We start from the raw sequence: 18,455 nt of genomic DNA on the forward strand, positions 1-18,455 counted from the left end.
CAGGTGCGACGGGAGGAGTTCGCGTGTGCGGCATCGGTGGTTACGTCGGCCTGGACGAGGCGACAGGGGCGGATGTCCTGATCGCGATGACCCGCGCCCAGCGGCATCGGGGCCCGGACGGGGACGGGGTCTTCACTGGGCCGGGGTTCGGTCTCGCCCACCAGCGGCTGGCGATCATCGACCGCGCCGGGGGTGCCCAGCCCATGGTCTCCCCCGACGGCCGGTACGCCCTCACCTACAACGGCGAGGTCTACAACTACCGGGAGCTGCGCACCGAGCTCACCGCAGCCGGACGGAGCTTTCGCACCGACTCCGACACCGAGGTGGTGCTGGCCGCCTACGAACGCTGGGGTACGGCCGCGTTCGACCGGTTCAACGGCATGTTCGCCCTCGCGGTGGCCGACACCGTCACCGGTCGGGTGGTCCTGGCCCGTGACCAGTTCGGGATCAAGCCGCTGCACCTGGCCACCGGGCCGGGTGGAGAGACGTTGTTCGCCAGCGAGATCGGTGCGCTGCTCGCCACCGGCCGGTTGCCCCGCCGCCCGGACGAGACGACCGTCTACCGCTACCTCCGCCACCGTGTACACGACGACACCGAACGAACGTTCTTCGACGGCATTCGTCGGCTGCTTCCCGGGCACCTGGCGATCGTCGAACCCGACGGAACCGCGACAGTCGAGCCCTACACACGGTTCTACGCCGAGATGCGGGACCTGGCGTCGCGGCCGCAGCCGTACGACACCGCCGCGCGCGAGCGGTTCGCGCAGGCCCTGACCACGGCGATCCGGCTCCGGCTGGTCAGCGACGTACCGGTGGGAACGGCACTGTCCGGCGGCCTGGACTCCTCCACCATCGTGGCCAACCTCGACCGCCTGCTCGGGGAGCAGTCCGCCGACGCGGGTGCGCTCGGCCCACGCCAGCAGACGTTCTCCGCGGTGTTCCCGGGCCAGATCAACGACGAGGAACGCTACGTCGATGCGGTCGCCGCCCGTTGTTCGGACCGGCTGCGGGTGCACAAGGTGTATCCCGAACCCGAAGGGCTGGTGGCCGAGCTCACCGACTTCGTTCGTACGCAGCAGGAACCGGTGATCTCCACCGGCCCGTACGCGCAGTACTGCGTGATGCGCACGGCAAGCCGGCACGTCACGGTGATGCTGGACGGGCAGGGCGCGGACGAACTGCTCGCCGGCTACGCGCCGTACGTGCTCGTCCATCTTCGCGAACTCCGGCGCACGGCCGGGAACCGCCGTGCTGCCCGCGAGCTCGTCCGCTTCACTGATGTGTTGTGGCGGCTGGGGCGGTTCCGGGTCAAGGACTCGCTGCGGCGGCGGACCAGGACTCCCGTCACCGACCTGCTCGATCCCGACTTCACGGCCGCGCACACCGGACAGACGCTGCGGGTGGTCCGCGACGACGTGAAAAGACGTCTGGAGGACGACCTGTTCCGGCAGAGCCTGCCCGCCCTGCTGCGTTACGAGGACCGCAACACCATGCGCTTCTCCATGGAGGGAAGGGTGCCGTTCCTCGACATGGATCTGCTACGGGAGCTGTGGCCGATGGACAATGCGGCGATCATCGGCGCGGGCTGGAACAAGCGGGCGCTGCGCGACTCGACCGCCGACCTGCTGCCACGCAAGGTGCACCGCCGGCGGAACAAGATCGGGTTCACCACACCGGAACACGCCTGGTTCCAGCGGATCCACAAGAGCGTGAGGGAGATCCTCAGCTCGCCGTCGTTCGGGAGCCGGCCGTACTGGCGGCAGGAAGCCGTCCTACGTGCCTTCGACGACCTCGTGGCCGGCAAGGGGGCCGCGGAGACGATGGTCTTCTGGCGGCTGGTCAACGTCGAACTCTGGCTTCGTGCGTTCATCGACACCGACCCCACGCCGCTGCTGACCGGGTCGGGTGCGGCCGAGCCAAGCGTCCTCGTTCCGTAGTGCGCCAAGCGCGCCTTGACAGCGGTCCCGGAACCGGAGAAGTCGCCTCCACATCTCCCTACGCTTCCCGCAGTACGCCCGGCCGGAGTCAGGCCCGTGGGGACGGAAGGTCACCGCCGCGACCGTGACACCGACGCGCCCGCGGACCAGAAGGTGCAGTGGTGCGCCCGAGCGGCGTCGACGACGCTGCTGCCGTCCGGGCCGGAGGCCAGCGCCAGCACCCGCCCGTCACCGCGGTATGCCGGCCAGCGTGGCCGGGTGTCGCCGTCGTTTCGGCCGGTGCGGTCGCGGTCGGGATCGCCGGTGGCAGCGAAGGCGGACCAGTACCCGACCATCCACCTGGACAGCCGCTGCTGCGCGGGGGTCAGCTTCGGATCACCCGGACCGTCGAAAGGACCGTCGAACAGGTACGGCAGTTCGGCTCCGTGCGGAGCTCCCAACGGGAGACCGGCGATCTGCGCGCCACCGTCTTCGGCGAACTCGTAGACGTGCACCGGGCTGTGCCTACCGCCAACAGCACCGTCCGCAACGGCCAGTGACGGGCACGAGCCGAGCTTGCCGCCCCAGTCGGTCAGTGCCGTCGCCAGAGCCAGACCCGGGCTCGGGTACGCGCTCGCTGGGTACCGAGCCCGGACGGCGTCCGGGTCGTCGAACGCGGCGGCCAGTTCGGCCGGGTAGCTTTCGGCGGTGACCGGCAGCCCGCGGGCGTCGTGGTCCAACGCCACGAACGGCCGCATCTCGTCGCGGGTGGTGCCGATCAGCAGGGGTACCCGGGCCGCGCCCCCGGACCGTAGTGCATCCAGCGGCTGGCGGGGCAGCACGGACGTCCCGGTGACAGGCACCCACGGCAGGTCCGCGATCCGGCCGGTCGAGGTGAAGACCCGGTCAGCGCCCAGCCCGACCAAGCGGTCGACCGGAAGCGCCCGCAGGCAGGCGAGCGAGGTGGCCGGGTCCGTGCAGCCGAGCTCGGCAGCCGTACGCGTGCCTCGCGACAACGCGGTGGCCCGGGTCAGGAGCGGGTTGCCACAGGGTCCGCTCTGCACGATCGCCTTCCGGAACAGGCCCGCCGCGATGGGCGACGCGAGCTGTGCGCAGACGCTGTACCCGCCGGCGGACTGGCCGGCGAGCGTGACGTTCGCGGGATCGCCGCCGAACCTGGCGATGTTGCGTCGAACCCACCCCAGCGCGGCGCGCTGATCGGCCAGGCCGTAGTTGCCCGCGTCCGGGCTGGTGCGCTCGAGTGCAGGGTGATCGAGAAATCCGAGCGCGCCCAGCCGGTAGTTGACCGTGACGACGACCAGGCCGCCGGTCACCGCAAGCCGGGTCGGGTCGTAGTCGCTGCCGGCCCCTGTCACGAACCCGCCACCGGGCAGCCAGACGAGCACCGGCAGCCGCGCTGCACCGACAGTCGGTGTGGTGACGTTCAGGTACAGGCAGTCCTCCGCGCCGACCACGGTTCCGCCGCCGCCGAGTTGGGGACAGCTGCTGCCCGGCCGGGTGGCGTCTCGCACCCCACGCCAGCGCGTCGCTGGTCGTGGAGCGCTCCACCGCCGTACGCCGACCGGCGGCGCTGCGTACGGGATGCCGGCGAAGCTGCGGTGGTCGGCCGCCACCATGCCGCGCAGCAGACCGGAGTCCACCCTGACCACCGGCCGGCGAGTCGTCGCGGCGGCACTGGACGCCGGAGATGCGGCACCCACGACTCCGGCCACGAGCGCCGCAAGCGCAACCATGGAAATGGTGAAGCGGAAGCCGTGAACGCTGTCTCGCTGCCCGGTCCCGGCTTCGTCAAGGTCACGTTGACGGGCCATCATCAACATCTTCCTTTCCAACGTTCCCCGGCGGTCGCCAGTCCACGATGGAGTCCAGGCCCCGGGCGACGGCGGCGTCCGGCAGCAGGCCCATCAGACGGGCGGCGAGAGTCTGAACGGGATAGGGCGCCAGGTAGAGCCGTCCGGCGCGCCGTGACCGCGTCGCTGTAGTCGTGGTGCGCGCCAGCCGCTGCGCGGTGAACAGAGCGAGCGCCTCCGCCACCGGTGCCTGCTGGAGGGTGGCGGCGAGAACGACGGCATCCTCGATCGCCATGCAGCCGCCCTGCCCGAGGTCCGGTGTCATCGCGTGCGCGGCGTCGCCGAGCAGCGCGACCCGGCCGGCATGCATCGCGGGTACCGGCGTGCCGAGTTCCTCCACGTCCTGCCGCAGCACCGTTCCCGGCCGCAGCCGCGCGAGGATCGCGGGGATCGGGTCGTGCCAGGATCCGAAACGGTCCCGCAGGTCGGCGATGTGATCGTCACCGGTGTGGCCGGCAGGCACGGTCGCCGTCGCATAGCAGTACCACTGCGCATCGCCCAGCGGCACAGCGGCGAAGCGCTGCCCGTCCCGCCCCCACGTCTCGAAACCGGCTGCCGCTCCGGCGACCGCGGGAACGATCATGCGCCACGCGCAGTACCCGGCGTAGCGCGGCCCCGGGTGGTCCGGCACCACCTGCCGGCGCAGCACGGACCGGATTCCGTCCGCCGCCACCAGCAGGTCGGCCACCCTGTCCCCGTTGTCGGTGTGCACGGTGAGCTCGGCACCGGACAGGTCCTCGACACCGGTGACAGTCGTCGCGGTGTGGACGGTGTCCGGGGGCAATGCGTCGACCAGCATGGCCACCAGTTCGGCCCGGTGCGCCACGATCAGCGGATCGCCGAACCTGGCTCGTACGGCAGTTCCGACGTCGGAACGGGCCAGCCACCGGCCGTCGGGGCGGCGTACGCCGCCGGCACCGCCGACCGCGGAGGCGCCCCGCAGCCGGTCGCCGAGGCCCACCACGTCCAGCGCGCGCAGCGCGTTCGGCCACAGGCTGATACCGGAGCCCACCGGTTCCAGTACCGGTGCGCGCTCCAGCACCTGTACCTGCCACCCGTTCCGATGGAGCGCCAGGGCGGCAGTGAGGCCGCCCAGCCCACCACCGGCGATCACCGCTCGTCGCATCGTCATCTCATCACTTCCTTCCGTCAAATTCCCGTTGACGCCCATCGATGCGCGTCAGTGCAGATCGAGTTCGATCACTGCAGGTCCCGCGCCCGCACCAGCAGGATCGAGCCCACGACGCACACCGCCACGTAACACAGCAGCGTTGTCGCGGCGTGCGTACCACCGACGAGACTGTTCACCCCTGGCGCGGGCTCACCGAGATCGATCTTCGCCGAGATCGCGTGGATCAGCGCGCCGGAGTTGGCGGCGGGCATCAGGTCGCGGACAGGACGCAGCCAGGACACGAGGTCGGCAAGGACGTTGGTGATGAGGTTCTCCACCGCCATCACCCACACGACGCCGAGCCCGATCGGCAGCGCGACACCGCGGACGACATGGGCCAGGAAGGCCCCGAACATGCTCCACATCCCCATGACCAGCCAGCCGCCGAGCACGCCCAGGACGAGCTGACCGGCCGACGGCCAGTGCACCACCCTGTCGGTGGACAAGGCGACGACGACGCTGCTGGCCGCGCCTGCACCCATCGTGGCGAGGACGCCGAACAACGCGACCAGGGCGATCGCCGCGAGCCTGCCGGTCGTGACGGACGTACGACCGTTGCCCCGCAGCAGCGCGGCCTTGAGCGTTCCGCCCAGATAGTCACTCCCCACGAGGAGAGCCCCGAAGACGACCGCGATCGCACCGCCGAACACCGCCATACCGCCAAGGGCGTTGGGAACGAGCTGATCCGGCAGTGCGGAGCGCAGGGCGATCTCCGCGGTCGCCAGCCCAGCGGACGGACGTCCCTTCCCCGAGACGTAGCCGACGACCGGCAGCAGATAGGCGAACACCAGGTCGAGGACGAGCCATGCGGCGAGCAGGATCCAGAAGGTCGGACGCTTGCGGACGACGATGAGGTCAGCCGTGAGGTCGGCGGTGAGGTCAGCGCGCATCGTGAGCCACCTTCGCAGCGGAGTTCGTCCCCGGAACGGAGCTCGTCAGCTCGAGAAAGACCTCTTCCAGGGTGCGCTCGAGACGACGAATCTCCGTGACGCCGATCCCGTGTGACACCAGGGCGTGGTTGATGGCGCCGATGTCCCCGGCTCGTCCGTCGATCTGGACCGCGCCACCGACGAGACGGACCTGGGATGCCCCCAACGCCTTCGCGAGGACCGCTTCGGCGCGGGCCGCGTTGTCGACTCCGACCACGATGTGCCCCTGCCCGCGCAGGTCGTCGATGGTGCTCTCCGCAACCATCGCGCCGTTGGCGATGATGCCGACCCGGTCGCAGACCTGCTCCACCTCGCCCATCAGGTGACTGGAAAGCACGATCGTGTGCCCGGCCTGTCCGAGCGACCGGACCAGCTCACGCATGTCGCCCATGCCCTGCGGGTCGAGACCATTGGTGGGCTCGTCGAGGATGAGCAGGTCCGGCCCCGTCAGCAGGGCGCCCGCGACACCGAGGCGCTGTTTCATGCCGAGGGAGTAGCGGCTGTAGCGGTCCCTGCCCCTGGCCGCCAGCCCGACCTGGGAGAGCGCCGCGTCGACCGCGGCCGCACTCGCGCCGGCGCGACGTGCCAGGACGCGCAGGTTGTCCCGACCGGAAAGGTACGGATAGAAGGCCGGCCCTTCGATGAGCGCGCCGACGCGTCGCAGACCGGCCGGATCTCCGGCCGGCAGGCCGAGCACGGTGGCCGTTCCGGCACTGGGCCGGACCAGCCCCACGAGCATGCGAAGGGTGGTCGTCTTGCCGGCGCCGTTGGGCCCGAGGAATCCGAACACCTCACCGGTCCTGACGACCAGGTCCACGGCGTCGACGGCAGTACGGTCTCCGTACCGTTTCGTCAGGCCGGCGGTTCGCACCGCCTCGGTATTCGATCTTTCCGGCCCCTGGGGCGGTGCCGTGGAGCTGACCGTCACGTGGATCATCCTTCCAAGGAGAGTCCGCAGGCTCCGGGTGTCGGCGACCTGCGGACACCTCGGCTTGTGCGGCCGTCGGCTGGTTCCCGCCAAGGCTGCCCGCACCGGGGCTCCCGATTCATCCGCCGTCCGGCGGCATCGGTGCTGCGCCAACCGGAGTACCGCCTGCCGGCCTGGCCGCGATGTGCCGCGCAGAACCACCAATGCCGTCTCGCAGCTTTGCGCCCAGCCTGTCGTGCGGCCCAGGGCTCCCGTACAGCCCGGGACGTAGTTACTCGCCTCCGCCCTACTCCCCATGTCGTAGCGGCAGAAATCGTCACCGGGCCGACGACCTCGACCACGCCACGGTGGGGTGGTCGCCGTTGAACCGGCCGGTGGATTCCGGGCCAACTTCGCGCGCAGGATCAACAACTGTGCACCCCAGGTAAAAGCCGCCGCTGGTTGGCTGCTGTTGAATGAGCGCACAGGTGTTCACCGGAAGGACAAGGCTTCCCGGGCACTGCTCGACGTCGAACGCGAGTGTCCGGATTTCCTGGGCGTGAGGACAGGAATCTCTTACTTGGCCATGGGGGCTTTCATGAAACGATCGGTTGCCGTCTCCCGTCCACCTGAATCGCACGAGACGGCAGTCCTGCCCGCCCGGCGGCGGCATGGAGTGCGCCACCTGGCGATGGTGGTCGTCGCCTTGGTCGCCGCGCTCGGCGTGGTCTACGCCGGTCGGCCGAGCACTGCCTCCGCCGCGGCTCCGCCCGCGTCGCCCGCTCCCGCGGCAGCGACGCCTTCTGCCGTTGGCGACAACCCCAAGTGTCAGTATCAGGCGCGGTTCTCGCCCGTCGGTGCGCCGGACGAGTACCTGGCTGTCCCCGCACATCGGCGACGCCCTGGTGTGGCTCGACCAGACGCTCTACGACCGCCACGAGTTCCGCCGCGAGCACGTCGAACTGGTGGTCTGGGTGTCACCCACCGACCCGCATCTGATCGAGACGATCGGAGGCGGTGAGTACATCCAGCCCGGACAGCCGGCGCACGGCACGGTGCGGTTGCGGGGGCGCGACCACGTGGACTTCGGCAAGGGTGCTGTGATCGGCAGCAAAGCCGTCGGCGGATACGACTACACCAAGGGTCTGCAGAACGGGACCGACCACTGGGTGGTGTACGGCAACCACTTCATCAAGCCGATCAACGCGTCCTGGTGACCGCGCCACAAAGAGTCCACGGCACCTTCACCCGGAACGGTCCGGGACGACACGGAACATGCCAGTCATGTCCTCGTGCGTGGCAAACCCGTGGCGCGCGTACAGGTCCGACGCCTGGCCGGCCGCGAACAGGCCGATGAACGCCTTGGGCGGTGCGATCTCGTCGATCCGAGCTACCAGGCGGCGGGTGATCTCATGTCCGACACCACGCCCCTGATGGTCGGGCCGCACGGCAATGTCCTGAACGTAGAAGAAGAAAACGCCGTCGCCGATCACCCGGCCCATGCCGACCAGGTCTGCGCGGTCATAGACGACCACACCGGTCGTCGACGCTGCCAACGACGCCGGGATCGCATCCCATGCGAACGCATGTCCCCAGCCCACGGCCTCGGACAAGGATCGGTGCTCGTGCGGGGTCGGCACACGGTCAAGATAGGTGTACGTCATCCAGGGTCCTTCCTGTCGCGCCCACGCTCTCCACGGGTCTGCGTGTCCGGCGAACGCTTCTACGGTCGGCCCTCATACCTGGAGAGGTCCTCGGTGGTGCCGACCAGCCGAAACACCTGTCCGCCAGGAGCTTGGAAGTACAGGTGCGGGTCAGGAACCTCGAGCACTCTGACCCCGAAGTCGACGATCTTCTGCCGCATCTCCTCGACGTCGTCGGTCTTCAACTCCAGGAAGATCGCCTTCAGGAAGTCGTCGTCACTCAGGACGTCCTCCGCGGCGTAGGAGACACCTTCGTCCACCTCCCGCCCGTCACCGCGTTCGTAGAGAAACGAGATAAAGAAGCCGTCTCCCATCCGCAAGTCGTCCTTGTCATCGAACTCCCTGGTGACTTCGCAGCCCAGGACGTCGAGGTAGAAGCGCCGGATTCTGTCTCGCTCCGCCCGGGGCACCCGAAGGGCTGAATGGTTCCCGAAGACTGTTCTTGTCATGATCACGCACTCTCCTGTGTGTGTGAGTGGACCAGGTGGCGGAGCGGGAGCCCCAGTCACCTACTCGGTTTTCGCCCGGGTTGTGGACCCCGCCGCCTGGATCGACTCGGCGATCGTCTTGATGCGACGCAGCCGTGCGTCCCATGCCTCGCCGACCGCCGCCAGTTGCTCGACGGCGCGGGAGAACTGCGCCTCGTTCACGACGTAGCGCACCTCGCGGCCGTCCCTTCGGGGCAGGACGAGTGCGGCGCGCTCCAGGACGCCCAGGTGCTTCGCGACCGCCTGACGCGTCACCGGGAGATGGCCGCTCAGGCTTGTCGCCGTGCCGGAGCCGTCGACGAGCAGCAGGTCAAGCAGGCGGCGCCGGGTGGGGTCGCCGATGGCCGCCCACAGCTCGTCGTCGATCGCCGAGGTCACGACCGCACCAGGCCCGCCGCGTACGCCGCGAGGTTCGGCAGGTGCTGGTCCCAGCCGGCACAGTGGCTGCGGTAGTGCGCCTCGAGCTGGGCGGCCTCCCAGCCGATCTCCCGGAACCCCGCCTCGGTCAGACGCAACAACGTCCCGTCCTCGGCAGGCACCAGGTCGAACGTCACGAGGAAGGAGTTCCCGGGCGTCGCAGGCTGCCCCTCGGGGTGAGCCCAGCGGAACACGAACCGCCGCGGCACGTCGGCCTCGACCACGTGGATCGGCACGGCGAGCGTCCCGGACCCGTCCCGCCGCGGCCTGGTCATCCGCCCTTCGCCGCCCGGCGCGGCCGGGAACACCGCGTCGAAGCCCCACCACTGCGCGATGTGCTCGGGCTCGGTGATGACCGCGTACACCACCTCGGGGGCGGCGTCGATGTGGATCTCGCGCGCGATGGTGCCGTACTCCATGACAACGCCTCTCGTCCCGCAACCATTGGTTGCACTTTAACCCGGGCGGTCCAGGACGCGCAACCATCGGTTGCGAGACCGACCGGAAGGTCTCGCGCAAGCGGATGGCTCGAAGCCGTCCGCAGCCGGCACGGGTCCGAGAAGTACGATGAATGCCCTTTAACGTTGGAGAACTGAGCCCGCAGAACCATCGACGACAGGACTGAGGTCTCGTGACCACACCCTCATCGACCACCGCGACGGACCAGACCGAACTCGGACAGACCGAACTCGGCCAGTTCGACCGAACCGATACCCCCGTCCGCGCGCTGATCATCGGCTGCGGCGTGATCGCCGTCCTGCACGCCGAGGTGCTCTCCCGGCACCCCGACTTCACCGTCACCGCGCTCGTGGATGTCGACAGGGCTGCGTCGGAGCGGCTCGCGCAGCAGGTGGTCGCACTCGGGGCCGACGAACCCGTCGTCTACGACTCGATCGCCGAGGCGATCGGGTCGGGCACTGTGGACCTGGCCGTCGTCTGCTCACCCAGCGGCTACCACATCGACAACGCCCTCGAGGTGCTCGACGCCGGCCTGCACCTGGTGATCGAGAAGCCGCTCGACGTTTCGGTCGCCAAGAGCCGCGCGTTCGCCGAACGCGTCGCGCAGGCCGAGAAGTCCGGTCAGGTCGTCTCGGTGATCAGCCAGCACCGCTTCGACCCGGGCAGTGCGCTGATCCACCGGGCGATCGCGGACGGCAGGTTCGGCCGGATCACCTCCGCCGTGGCCAGCATGGCGTGGTATCGCAGCCAGGGCTACTACGACTCCGGCGACTGGCGTGGCACCTGGGCGCTGGACGGCGGCGGTGCGGTGATGAACCAGGGAATCCACACCGTCGACCTGCTGCGCTGGTTCTGTGGCCGGCCGGTCGAGGTCTACGCCCACATCGGGCAACTCGACCACGAGCGGATCGAGATCGAGGACACCGCCACCGCCACCGTACGGTTCGAGTCCGGTGCCCTCGCCGTCATCCACATGACAACGGCCGCCTACCCGGGGCTGACCGCGCGGCTGCAGGTGCACGGATCACTGGGCTCGGCAATCCAGGACAACGACGAGTTGCGTTACTTCCACGCCGGCGACGGCGAGGTCTCGGACAACCTTCGCGAGGCCAGGACCATCGGTAACCAGGCCGAGGCGGTGCTCGGGCGGCGACCGAGCGGCGACGAGTTCGCGGGCAGCCGCAACCAGGCGGACTCCTTCGCCGCCGGCCACACCCGCCAGTACGACAACATCGCAGCCGCGATCCGTGAGCAGCGGCAGCCGCTGGTCACGACCGAGGAGGCGCTGCTGTCGCTGGCGTTGGTGCGTTCGATCTACGTGTCGGCCACTCTCGGCCGGCCGGTGAACTTCGACGACGTACTGAACGGCAAGTACGACGACGTGACCGTGACCATCCCCCAGGACGTCCAGGCCCAGAGCACCTGACCGATCCGCATCCCGTGAGCGGAGACGTGGCCTCGGTAGGTCAGCGGCACCAGCACCCCTCGAACACCTGCCCCAGCCGCTTCTCCGCCCGCACGGCGAACTCCTCCCCGAACGCCTCGTCCGCACCGTCGCCCCACGCCGCCCGCATCGCCAGCACGTCCCCCAGGTCCCATACCACGTTGAGCTTCCGGAACACCGGCAGCAAAGCCCGCTCCTCGTCGCTGAGTGGCCGCACACTTTCGTACGCCTCGATCCGCGGCGCCCATCCCTCATCCGCGTCTCGCCACGTCGCCACTGCCAGGTCGTATCCCCGCCACCCGAACCCGCCGTGATCAACGTCGAACAGCGTCACCCTCCCGTCCTCGGTCACCGCCGCGTTCCCCCGATGCGGGTCGCCGTGAATCAGTCCGTACCGCCCCTCGTCCCGCGGCAGCGCGAGCACCTGTTCCCGCAGCGCCGTCACCGCCGCTCCGAACCGGCGTGTCCCCGGCCGCCCATGCTCGGCCAGGAACCGCTCCAGCAGCTCCATCGGCTGCTCCAGCAGGTACCGCAGATCCAGGTCGTACCTGCCGTACGACGGACTGCTCGGCCGGAATTCGTCCGCCGCAGCATGGAACTCGGCCAGCGTCCTACCCAGCAGCTGCCCTTGCGCCGCCGTCAGATCGCCTTGTGTCTCACCTTCGGCGAACTCGAACAGCGCCCAGTAGCGGACCCCCGCTTCCGTGTCTACCGTCCCCAGCAGCTTGCCGTCTCGCCGCTCCACCGGCGCCGCCACCGACACTCCCCGCGAGCGTACGAATCGCAGCAGTTCCAGCTCGTACTGAAAGTCCCCCGGCCCCGAAATCCAGTACTTGTGGTTGAAGTACAGCCGCAGCACCCACTTCCCCACCGGCGTCTCCACCAGGTAGTGGTCGTTGAAGCCTCGCCTGATCCACGTACACGCGACTGGCCCCGCCAGCCCGTAAGTCTCCTCGACCATTGGCGCCAGCGCCTCGGCCTCCACCCGCGTGTTCGGCATCCGCGCCCCATCGGGCGCTTCCTCCCCGTCCGACCTGCTCACCTCTGACCTCCTCCTCACTCCGACGTACCGCCGCGCTGACAGCCAACAGTGCCGCACATCGTCACCAGGACCTAGCGCGTTCTCCCCTGCGCCTGGCAGCGCCGGCACTCACCAGCGCTGCCGGTCCGGCAATGCCTTTGATCAACGGGCGCCGAGGCTGTTGGAATGGACGGCATGTCACCGCTGGGCTCCTACGAGGAATGGCAGCTCGCACAGGCGAGTACGCCACGCTCGGTGCTGGCCGAGCTCGTACGCCGTGCCGTGGGAGCGGGGATCGACCGGATGGATCGAATCCTGGAGGGCTACTCGAACGAGGTCTACCGGGTTCGGTGTGCCGACGAGCAGGATATGGTGATCCGGATTCTCCGGTTCGATGACGGAGACCTTGCGGCCAGCTCGGTTCGCGAGGCGTGGGCTGTCGAGCAAGCGCGTTCGGCCGGGGTGCCTGTTCCGGAGATTCTCCTGGTCGACCGCGATGGCCACCGAACTGGCTGCCCGGCGTGCGGAACGGGACAAGATCCTCGCCGGCGGGTTCTCGATGGCGCAGGTCGACCAGATGCTCGACCTGCTGGAGGGTTACGTCCGCGACTTTCCCAGTAAGCAATGGGTGCTGTGCCATGGGGACCTCAGCCTGAAGCACATCTTCGTGACCGCTGACGGCCAGGACGGTGCAGCCGTAAGGGTGAGCGGGATCATCGACTTCGGCGACTGGCAGTCCGGCACCCCGGTCCACGACCTGGCAGTACTCCGGGTCCGCGAGCCACGGCTGGATCTCCAACCTCTACTCGCCGGCTACGGGGCCCCTGCCGACAGGACGTACCGGCGGCAGTTGGACCTGCACACACTCACCATCGCGCTGGGTTCACTGGCGTTCTGCGTGGACGAGCTCGACCAGCCCGGCATCCAACGCTCACGCGACCAGATCCGCGCCTTGGTCGCCGACCTCGACGCCCAGTGTCGCTAGCCTGAGGTGATGCCCGTCTACCCACTCACCTCGGCTCGTCGTGAGCACGTGATGGCTGTGCTGACCAGACTCGCGGGACGGCCTTGCCGACTGGTCTCCGAACAGCCCATCGGTCACGAGTGGGCTCCGGTCAGCCGCCTGGTTCTCGATCGTGAGCTCCCCGGCGTCGGTTCGACGGTCGTGGTCAAGACCCGCCGCGTGGACGGCGAGGGCCACGGAGGTCCGGCGTACCTTCGACGAGAAGCAGCCGGTCTGTGCACGGCCGAGGAAAGTGGTGTGGCCCCGCGTGTGGTCCATGTCGATGATGACGCCGGCACGGTGATCCAGACCGACCTTGGTGCATGGCCAAGCCTGCAGGACCACCTGCTGGCGGACGACCCGGACTCCGCAGCCGCAGGCATGGTCGCGCTCGCCACGGCGGTCGGCCGACTGCACGCGTCGACTCTCGACCGGGGAGACGATCACCAGCGAACGCTCGACGCCTTCGCTGCCGACGTCGACACCGGCCTGGCCTACAGCTTCGGCGGCCGTCGTTGGGACGTCGTCGAGCAGGCCTGCACCGAGCTGGATCTGCCCCCGGCGCGGTCCGCACGAGCCGACGTGTTGCAGATCATCGAGCGGGTCAACGACTCGGCCGCGCTTGCCGCCCTCACGCACATGGACCTCAACCCGACAAACGTTCTGGTGACCGATTCCGGTGCGCGCCTGGTCGACTTCGAAGGTTGCCGGTTCGGCCACCCTGGAATCGACGCCGCCTTCCTGCACTACCCGTTCCCGCACCACAGCAAGCCCTGGGGCCTGCTCCCAGAGGCCGTCATCGAGTCCGCCGACAGCGCGTACCGATGTGCACTCGCACACAGCGGCGCCGAACCGTTGCTGCACGAATACGACCAGCTGTTGGCAGACGGCGCAGCCATCACCCTGATCGGACGGATCACCCGACTGTCCATGGTGGCGAGTCCGGGCCAGTCCCGACACGACAGCTGGCGAAGGCGAGGCCAGATCGTGCAGCAGATAAGGACGTACTCTCAGCTGGCCGAGAGGTCGGGACAAGGCTCAGGCTTCACGGGCTGGCTCCGAAAGCTCGAAACCGCGATGATCGATCGGTGGCCGGACGCTGCTGACCCACCACCGCCGATGTTCCCGGCGTTCGCCAACTGAGCACAGAACCGCGGACGTGTTCGAGCTCGGTCTTCGGCTTGGCTCGGTGGTGCGCACCCGCCGGGCATGTTGAGCATCGAGGAGGATCTCCCTTGATCGTGGGACAGGCCCAGGTGGTCGCCGATGCGTTCGCGCTGGGTCAGGTACGAGCGTTCGGGCACGCCGCCGACGGACCGATGTCACGGATCTGGCGACTGGACGCCACATCCGGCTGCTACGCGGTCAAGGAGTTCCGCATCGCACCCGACGACGAGACACCCACGCGGCTGGAAGCGTCCGCTCTGCTGGCAGACGCGGTCCGTCGAGCCGGGGTCCGCACGCCACGCAGCGTCCGAAGCTCCACTGGTTCTCTGCTACACGGCCTTCACGACCACGCCGCCGCAGACGTCACCTACGTGAGTGTCGCCACGTGGATCGACGGCCGGACATGCGAGGTGAGGCGTGACGCAGAGACTGCCGCCGCCTGGCTCGGCGAGACGCTCGCGGCGATCGAACTCGTACCCGACCCACCGAACCCTCCTCCTCTCGATCCCTGGCTGGCCGGATGGCTCACCGAGAGCCCCACCGAAGCGCAATGGTGCGCGGTGCTCGACCAGGCCTATCGAGCAGGACGGCCGTGGGCTGAGGTTCTCGAGTCGCGGATACCGCGGCTTGCCAACCTGACCGCAGTCGTGGGATCGCCGTCGAACGATCGCCAGAGCATGCTCCACACTGACCTACAGCCCAAGAACGTGCTGGTCACCTCCACCGGCTTCGCCTTGCTCGACTGGGACGACGCGGCGCTGTGCTCCCGCGACCTCATCCTGGGCCGGACCCTCGTCGAATGGCTGACTCCGGACGGCGTCCACACGGACGCGATCACGCGCTTCCTGCGCTCGTACCGAGCTCGGGGAGGGAGCGGCGCCATCGCTGACCTCAGCCACTTCGGTTACGCCGCCGCCGCGCACCTCAACCACGTCCACGAGGCGGTCACCTCCGACCTGGCCGACGACCACGACGACGGCAACTCCGCCTGGCTGGTCACTGCTGCACTCACCAACCCGCTCGACCTCTCCACCCTCGAACATGTGCTCGACATCCTTCGCACCGCCGAGTAGAGGCTGCGACCGTCACGTGCACGGCCTGCTCGGCGCGGCAGATCACCGGGAGCCTCGACAGCCTCATGCTGTTGCCGATCAGCGGAGCCGGCGGCAAAGTGAGCCATGCACCCATCGGCGAACCGCAAGGACGTGCGTACCGGATCGAGGTGGACCGTGAGACATCGGGTTCTGGTGGTCGGGCTGGGAAACATGGGCATGTCGCACGCGCTGGCCTATGCCCGCATTCCGGAGTACGACGTGGTGGGCGTGTGCACCCGGCACGCGACCGGCCTGGACCTGCCCGAGCCGCTCAGGGACGCGAGGCGGTTCACCAGCTACGAAGAGGCGCTGTCCGAACTGCGTCCGGACGTCGTCTCGATCAACACGCTCCCCGACACCCACGCCGTCTACGCCATCCAGGCCATGGAGGCCGGGGCGCACGTCTTCGTCGAGAAGCCGCTCGCCGAGACCGTGGAGTCGGCGCAGGCCGTGGTCGACACCGCGCGGCGTACCGGACGGAAGCTGGTCGTCGGATACATCCTGCGCCGGCACCCGTCCTGGACCAGGTTCGTCGAGATCGCGCGTCAGCTCGGCACCCCGCTGGTGTTCCGGATGAACCTCAACCAGCAGTCCGACGGCGACACCTGGGACTGGCACAAGCGGCTGATGAGCAGCTTCCCCCCGATCGTGGACTGCGGAGTGCACTACGTCGACGTGATGTGCCAGATGACCGATGCCAAGCCGGTACGCGTACACGCGATCGGTGCCCGGCTCACCGACGAGGTTCCACTGAACAACTACGGCATGCTGCAGGTGACCTTCGCCGACGGCTCGGTCGGGTGGTACGAGGCCGGCTGGGGCCCGATGATGAGCGAGACCGCCTTCTTCGTCAAGGATGTCGTCGGACCGAAGGGTTCGGTGTCGATCGTGATGGCCGAGTCGAGCGACGTGGCCGTTCGCTCCGACGACATCAACGCGCACACTCGAACGAACCAGATCCTCTGGCACCACGCCGAGAAGTCCCCCGACGGCACGTACGACCTGCGTGACGAACGCATCGCCATGGCCGACGAACCCGATCACGACGAGCTGTGCGAGAAGGAGCAACGGCACCTGCTCGAGGCGATCAACCACGATCTCGACCTCGGCGGCGAGCTGGACGACGCCGTGACAAGTCTGCGCATCGTGATGGCCGCGGACGAGTCGATCGCCACGGGCCAGGTGGTCGACCTCTGACCCCGACGCCCTGGTCGCCACGGCCGCCGGACGCCGCGTCGAGTCAGCTCCGGCGTATCCGGAGGACGTCCGGTGCGGCCTCCACGATCTCGAACCCCTCGGCACCGGTTGAGGCCTCGCCGAACCTCCCCGGGCGGACCTGGCCAAGTGTCGTACGCGGACGGGTCCGGTCGTCAGGGCCGGGAACCGACACGATCACCTGGTCGCCGTCGAAGGTGAGCCGTTCACGACCTCTTCGCGCCGGAGGAAAGGGGAAGGTGTCGGTCGGCCGGTAGACCTCGATCCCGGAGGCGTCCTCCTCGAACGAGTGCGTCCAACTGCCCTGGACCGAGCACGGATCATCGGACGCGCTCATCATCCGAAGCCTTCCTCATCGCCTGGAAGCGGCCTGCTCCCCCAGCAGTATCCTCGGCGGACGGTCATCCCGACGAAACAGGAACCTCCTGACCGATCGAACTGCGTGGCCCGTCCAGGCATGCCTGCATGCGAGCCACCTGCCCGGTCGAGAACATGACCATGACCGCGTCGTCGACATAGTCCATGTAGTTCATGAACATGTCGCCGTCCGGACCGTTGTCGCAGCTGAGGTGCGGGAAGGCGGGCCTGCCGTAGTTCGGGCCACCCTGGTTCGGAGTGTCGGACACGTTGTCGGTGCCGAAGCATCCGGTGCCGTCGTCGCCCCAGATGTGGTTGAGGTTGAGCCAGTGTCCGACCTCGTGGGTGGTCGTACGCCCGAGGTCGAACGGCGCGGCCGCCGTGCCGTTCGTACCGAACCCCGAGTGCAGGATCACGACGCCGTCCGTGTCCGACGGGCCGCCGGGGAACTGCGCGTACCCGAGTAGGCCGCCTCCCAGCGGGCAGACCCAGATGTTGAGGTAGTCGGCAGCCGGCCAGGCATCGAGACCACCTGAGCCGAACGACTTCACGGCATCGTCGTCGCCGAACGATGGCGTCTCCGTCTGCCGCCGCTCTATGCCGGTGGTCGCCGACCCGTCGGGCGCCGTCTCGGCCAGGAAGAACTCGACCCGGCCGTCACTGGCCAACGCGGAAAACGCGGACGGCGTGTCGGTCACGTCGGCGTTCGTACGCCGGAAGTCCTGGTTCAGCACCTCGATCTGGGACGTGATCTGATCGTCGGCGATGTTCTGGTCCGCGGTGTTCCAGACGACATGGACGACCACCGGAATGCGGGTCACCCCGTCCCGACCCGTGGCGCCACGGACCAGGCGCATGGTCTCGTTCTCGATCAGGTCCCGGGCGTGCACGTAGTCCGGACTGGTCGAGAGGAGGCGCCGGTGCACGTCCATGGTCGCGCACCGGCGAACGGTAGGCGTGCCCCCGTTCGGCGCTGCGCCGGTGTCCGAGCCGTTCGTTTCGTCGTGGGGGCTCATCTGTCACCCATTCCCTGTCTCTTCCGGGGAGGTGGTGCTACCAACGGGGTACTGAACGGATCGATCGGTGTCAATCCGGAGCCGTCCGCGGCACTGCACGACCACGTGATGTCCTTCCGCTACGTGGCCGACAGCGGTCGTGCCGTCGGGTGGCGGTCCTCACTCAGTACTGAGGTTGCGGTGGCCGACCGGTCGATGACTTGTTAGGCTGCCGCCCGAAGGGGAGTACCTCCATCGCCACGTGTCGTCAATACGGCTCATCGCCCGGCCCGTGGAG

The 18,455-nt window shown here is 68.7% G+C and carries 18 protein-coding genes and 1 pseudogene; 8 read left to right on the plus strand and 11 right to left on the minus strand.

Annotation, left to right across the window (positions count from 1 at the left end; all coding sequences use genetic code 11):
* Positions 1-23 precede the first annotated feature (23 nt).
* Complete coding sequence (asnB, locus tag F4554_RS19445) at positions 24-1,937, plus strand: asparagine synthase (glutamine-hydrolyzing) (RefSeq protein ID WP_179788889.1); 1,914 nt, start codon at positions 24-26, stop codon at positions 1,935-1,937.
* Positions 1,938-2,047: 110 nt separating this feature from the next.
* Here the strand turns inward: asnB and F4554_RS19450 are convergent, their stop codons facing one another.
* From F4554_RS19450 to F4554_RS19465, 4 genes are all read right to left on the minus strand, one after another.
* Positions 2,048-3,670, minus strand: a complete 1,623-nt coding sequence (locus F4554_RS19450; RefSeq protein WP_179788890.1) for a carboxylesterase/lipase family protein — start codon at positions 3,668-3,670, stop codon at positions 2,048-2,050.
* A gap of 61 nt (positions 3,671-3,731) precedes the next feature.
* Positions 3,732-4,919 carry an FAD-dependent monooxygenase gene (locus F4554_RS19455; protein ID WP_179788891.1) on the minus strand — a complete coding sequence of 396 codons (1,188 nt, stop codon included), beginning with the start codon at positions 4,917-4,919 and terminating at the stop codon, positions 3,732-3,734.
* Between the two features lie 68 nt (positions 4,920-4,987).
* Entirely contained in the window at positions 4,988-5,848 is an 861-nt protein-coding gene (locus tag F4554_RS19460) for an ABC-2 transporter permease (RefSeq protein WP_179788892.1), read from the minus strand.
* Positions 5,838-6,704, minus strand: coding sequence for an ATP-binding cassette domain-containing protein (locus tag F4554_RS19465; protein WP_337796107.1), 867 nt, complete (start codon positions 6,702-6,704; stop codon positions 5,838-5,840). Before F4554_RS19465 ends, F4554_RS19460 begins: the two co-directional genes overlap by 11 nt.
* Before the next feature lie 947 nt (positions 6,705-7,651).
* Between F4554_RS19465 and F4554_RS19470 the strand changes: the two genes are divergently transcribed.
* Positions 7,652-8,011, plus strand: coding sequence for a hypothetical protein (locus F4554_RS19470; protein WP_179788894.1), 360 nt, complete (start codon positions 7,652-7,654; stop codon positions 8,009-8,011).
* A 27-nt stretch (positions 8,012-8,038) separates the two neighbouring features.
* On the opposite strand, the gene F4554_RS19475 is transcribed toward F4554_RS19470, so the two are convergent.
* From F4554_RS19475 to F4554_RS19490, 4 genes are read right to left on the minus strand one after another with little or no spacing between them, the layout of a single operon-like run.
* Positions 8,039-8,458, minus strand: coding sequence for a GNAT family N-acetyltransferase (locus tag F4554_RS19475; RefSeq protein WP_179788895.1), 420 nt, complete (start codon positions 8,456-8,458; stop codon positions 8,039-8,041).
* 59 nt (positions 8,459-8,517) lie between these two features.
* Positions 8,518-8,946 (minus strand): VOC family protein, encoded by a 429-nt coding sequence (locus F4554_RS19480; RefSeq protein ID WP_179788896.1) that lies wholly within the window; start codon positions 8,944-8,946, stop codon positions 8,518-8,520.
* A gap of 60 nt (positions 8,947-9,006) precedes the next feature.
* The gene (locus tag F4554_RS19485; protein ID WP_179788897.1) at positions 9,007-9,363 is read right to left on the minus strand and encodes a metalloregulator ArsR/SmtB family transcription factor; all 357 of its coding nucleotides are present in this window, start codon (positions 9,361-9,363) and stop codon (positions 9,007-9,009) included.
* Positions 9,360-9,821 (minus strand): SRPBCC family protein, encoded by a 462-nt coding sequence (locus tag F4554_RS19490; RefSeq protein ID WP_179788898.1) that lies wholly within the window; start codon positions 9,819-9,821, stop codon positions 9,360-9,362. The genes F4554_RS19485 and F4554_RS19490 overlap by 4 nt, the downstream gene beginning before the upstream one ends.
* Before the next feature lie 212 nt (positions 9,822-10,033).
* Between F4554_RS19490 and F4554_RS19495 the strand changes: the two genes are divergently transcribed.
* Entirely contained in the window at positions 10,034-11,287 is a 1,254-nt protein-coding gene (locus F4554_RS19495) for a Gfo/Idh/MocA family protein (protein ID WP_337796108.1), read from the plus strand.
* 40 nt (positions 11,288-11,327) lie between these two features.
* On the opposite strand, the gene F4554_RS19500 is transcribed toward F4554_RS19495, so the two are convergent.
* Positions 11,328-12,347, minus strand: a complete 1,020-nt coding sequence (locus tag F4554_RS19500) for a phosphotransferase (protein ID WP_179788899.1) — start codon at positions 12,345-12,347, stop codon at positions 11,328-11,330.
* Between the two features lie 282 nt (positions 12,348-12,629).
* Here F4554_RS19500 and F4554_RS34095 point away from each other — a divergent pair.
* The 5 genes and pseudogenes from F4554_RS34095 to F4554_RS19520 all read left to right on the plus strand — a co-directional run.
* Positions 12,630-12,786: pseudogene (locus tag F4554_RS34095) on the plus strand (hypothetical protein); the annotation flags it as partial.
* Positions 12,721-13,311, plus strand: coding sequence for a phosphotransferase (locus tag F4554_RS19505; protein WP_337796109.1), 591 nt, complete (start codon positions 12,721-12,723; stop codon positions 13,309-13,311). The pseudogene F4554_RS34095 and the gene F4554_RS19505, both read left to right, overlap by 66 nt.
* A 51-nt stretch (positions 13,312-13,362) precedes the next feature.
* Entirely contained in the window at positions 13,363-14,472 is a 1,110-nt protein-coding gene (locus F4554_RS19510; RefSeq protein ID WP_238342164.1) for a phosphotransferase family protein, read from the plus strand.
* A gap of 98 nt (positions 14,473-14,570) precedes the next feature.
* Positions 14,571-15,569: a phosphotransferase gene (locus F4554_RS19515; protein WP_337796306.1), complete on the plus strand. Its 999-nt coding sequence runs from the start codon at positions 14,571-14,573 to the stop codon at positions 15,567-15,569.
* A gap of 156 nt (positions 15,570-15,725) precedes the next feature.
* Positions 15,726-16,787, plus strand: coding sequence for a Gfo/Idh/MocA family oxidoreductase (locus F4554_RS19520; protein WP_202889372.1), 1,062 nt, complete (start codon positions 15,726-15,728; stop codon positions 16,785-16,787).
* Between the two features lie 43 nt (positions 16,788-16,830).
* Here the strand turns inward: F4554_RS19520 and F4554_RS19525 are convergent, their stop codons facing one another.
* Together F4554_RS19525 and F4554_RS19530 are read right to left on the minus strand one after the other, a co-directional pair.
* Entirely contained in the window at positions 16,831-17,145 is a 315-nt protein-coding gene (locus F4554_RS19525) for a cytidine/deoxycytidylate deaminase family protein (protein WP_179788904.1), read from the minus strand.
* A 61-nt stretch (positions 17,146-17,206) separates the two neighbouring features.
* Positions 17,207-18,094, minus strand: coding sequence for a zinc metalloprotease (locus F4554_RS19530; protein WP_179788905.1), 888 nt, complete (start codon positions 18,092-18,094; stop codon positions 17,207-17,209).
* Between the last annotated feature and the right edge of the window lie 361 nt (positions 18,095-18,455).

The organism is Actinopolymorpha rutila, from assembly GCF_013407855.1.
Classification (GTDB): domain Bacteria; phylum Actinomycetota; class Actinomycetes; order Propionibacteriales; family Actinopolymorphaceae; genus Actinopolymorpha; species Actinopolymorpha rutila.

What these genes read in the sequence shown, in the direction of transcription:
- F4554_RS19525 (WP_179788904.1), bottom strand. Translation starts at nt 17,145, where the DNA reads ATGATGAGCGCGTCCGATGATCCGTGCTCGGTCCAGGGCAGTTGGACG.
- F4554_RS19475 (WP_179788895.1), bottom strand. Translation starts at nt 8,458, where the DNA reads ATGACGTACACCTATCTTGACCGTGTGCCGACCCCGCACGAGCACCGA.
- F4554_RS19480 (WP_179788896.1), bottom strand. Translation starts at nt 8,946, where the DNA reads ATGACAAGAACAGTCTTCGGGAACCATTCAGCCCTTCGGGTGCCCCGG.
- F4554_RS19455 (WP_179788891.1), bottom strand. Translation starts at nt 4,919, where the DNA reads ATGACGATGCGACGAGCGGTGATCGCCGGTGGTGGGCTGGGCGGCCTC.
- F4554_RS19460 (WP_179788892.1), bottom strand. Translation starts at nt 5,848, where the DNA reads ATGCGCGCTGACCTCACCGCCGACCTCACGGCTGACCTCATCGTCGTC.
- F4554_RS19530 (WP_179788905.1), bottom strand. Translation starts at nt 18,094, where the DNA reads ATGGACGTGCACCGGCGCCTCCTCTCGACCAGTCCGGACTACGTGCAC.
- F4554_RS19510 (WP_238342164.1), top strand. Translation starts at nt 13,363, where the DNA reads ATGGCTGTGCTGACCAGACTCGCGGGACGGCCTTGCCGACTGGTCTCC.
- F4554_RS19490 (WP_179788898.1), bottom strand. Translation starts at nt 9,821, where the DNA reads ATGGAGTACGGCACCATCGCGCGCGAGATCCACATCGACGCCGCCCCC.
- F4554_RS19505 (WP_337796109.1), top strand. Translation starts at nt 12,721, where the DNA reads ATGACGGAGACCTTGCGGCCAGCTCGGTTCGCGAGGCGTGGGCTGTCG.
- F4554_RS19450 (WP_179788890.1), bottom strand. Translation starts at nt 3,670, where the DNA reads ATGGTTGCGCTTGCGGCGCTCGTGGCCGGAGTCGTGGGTGCCGCATCT.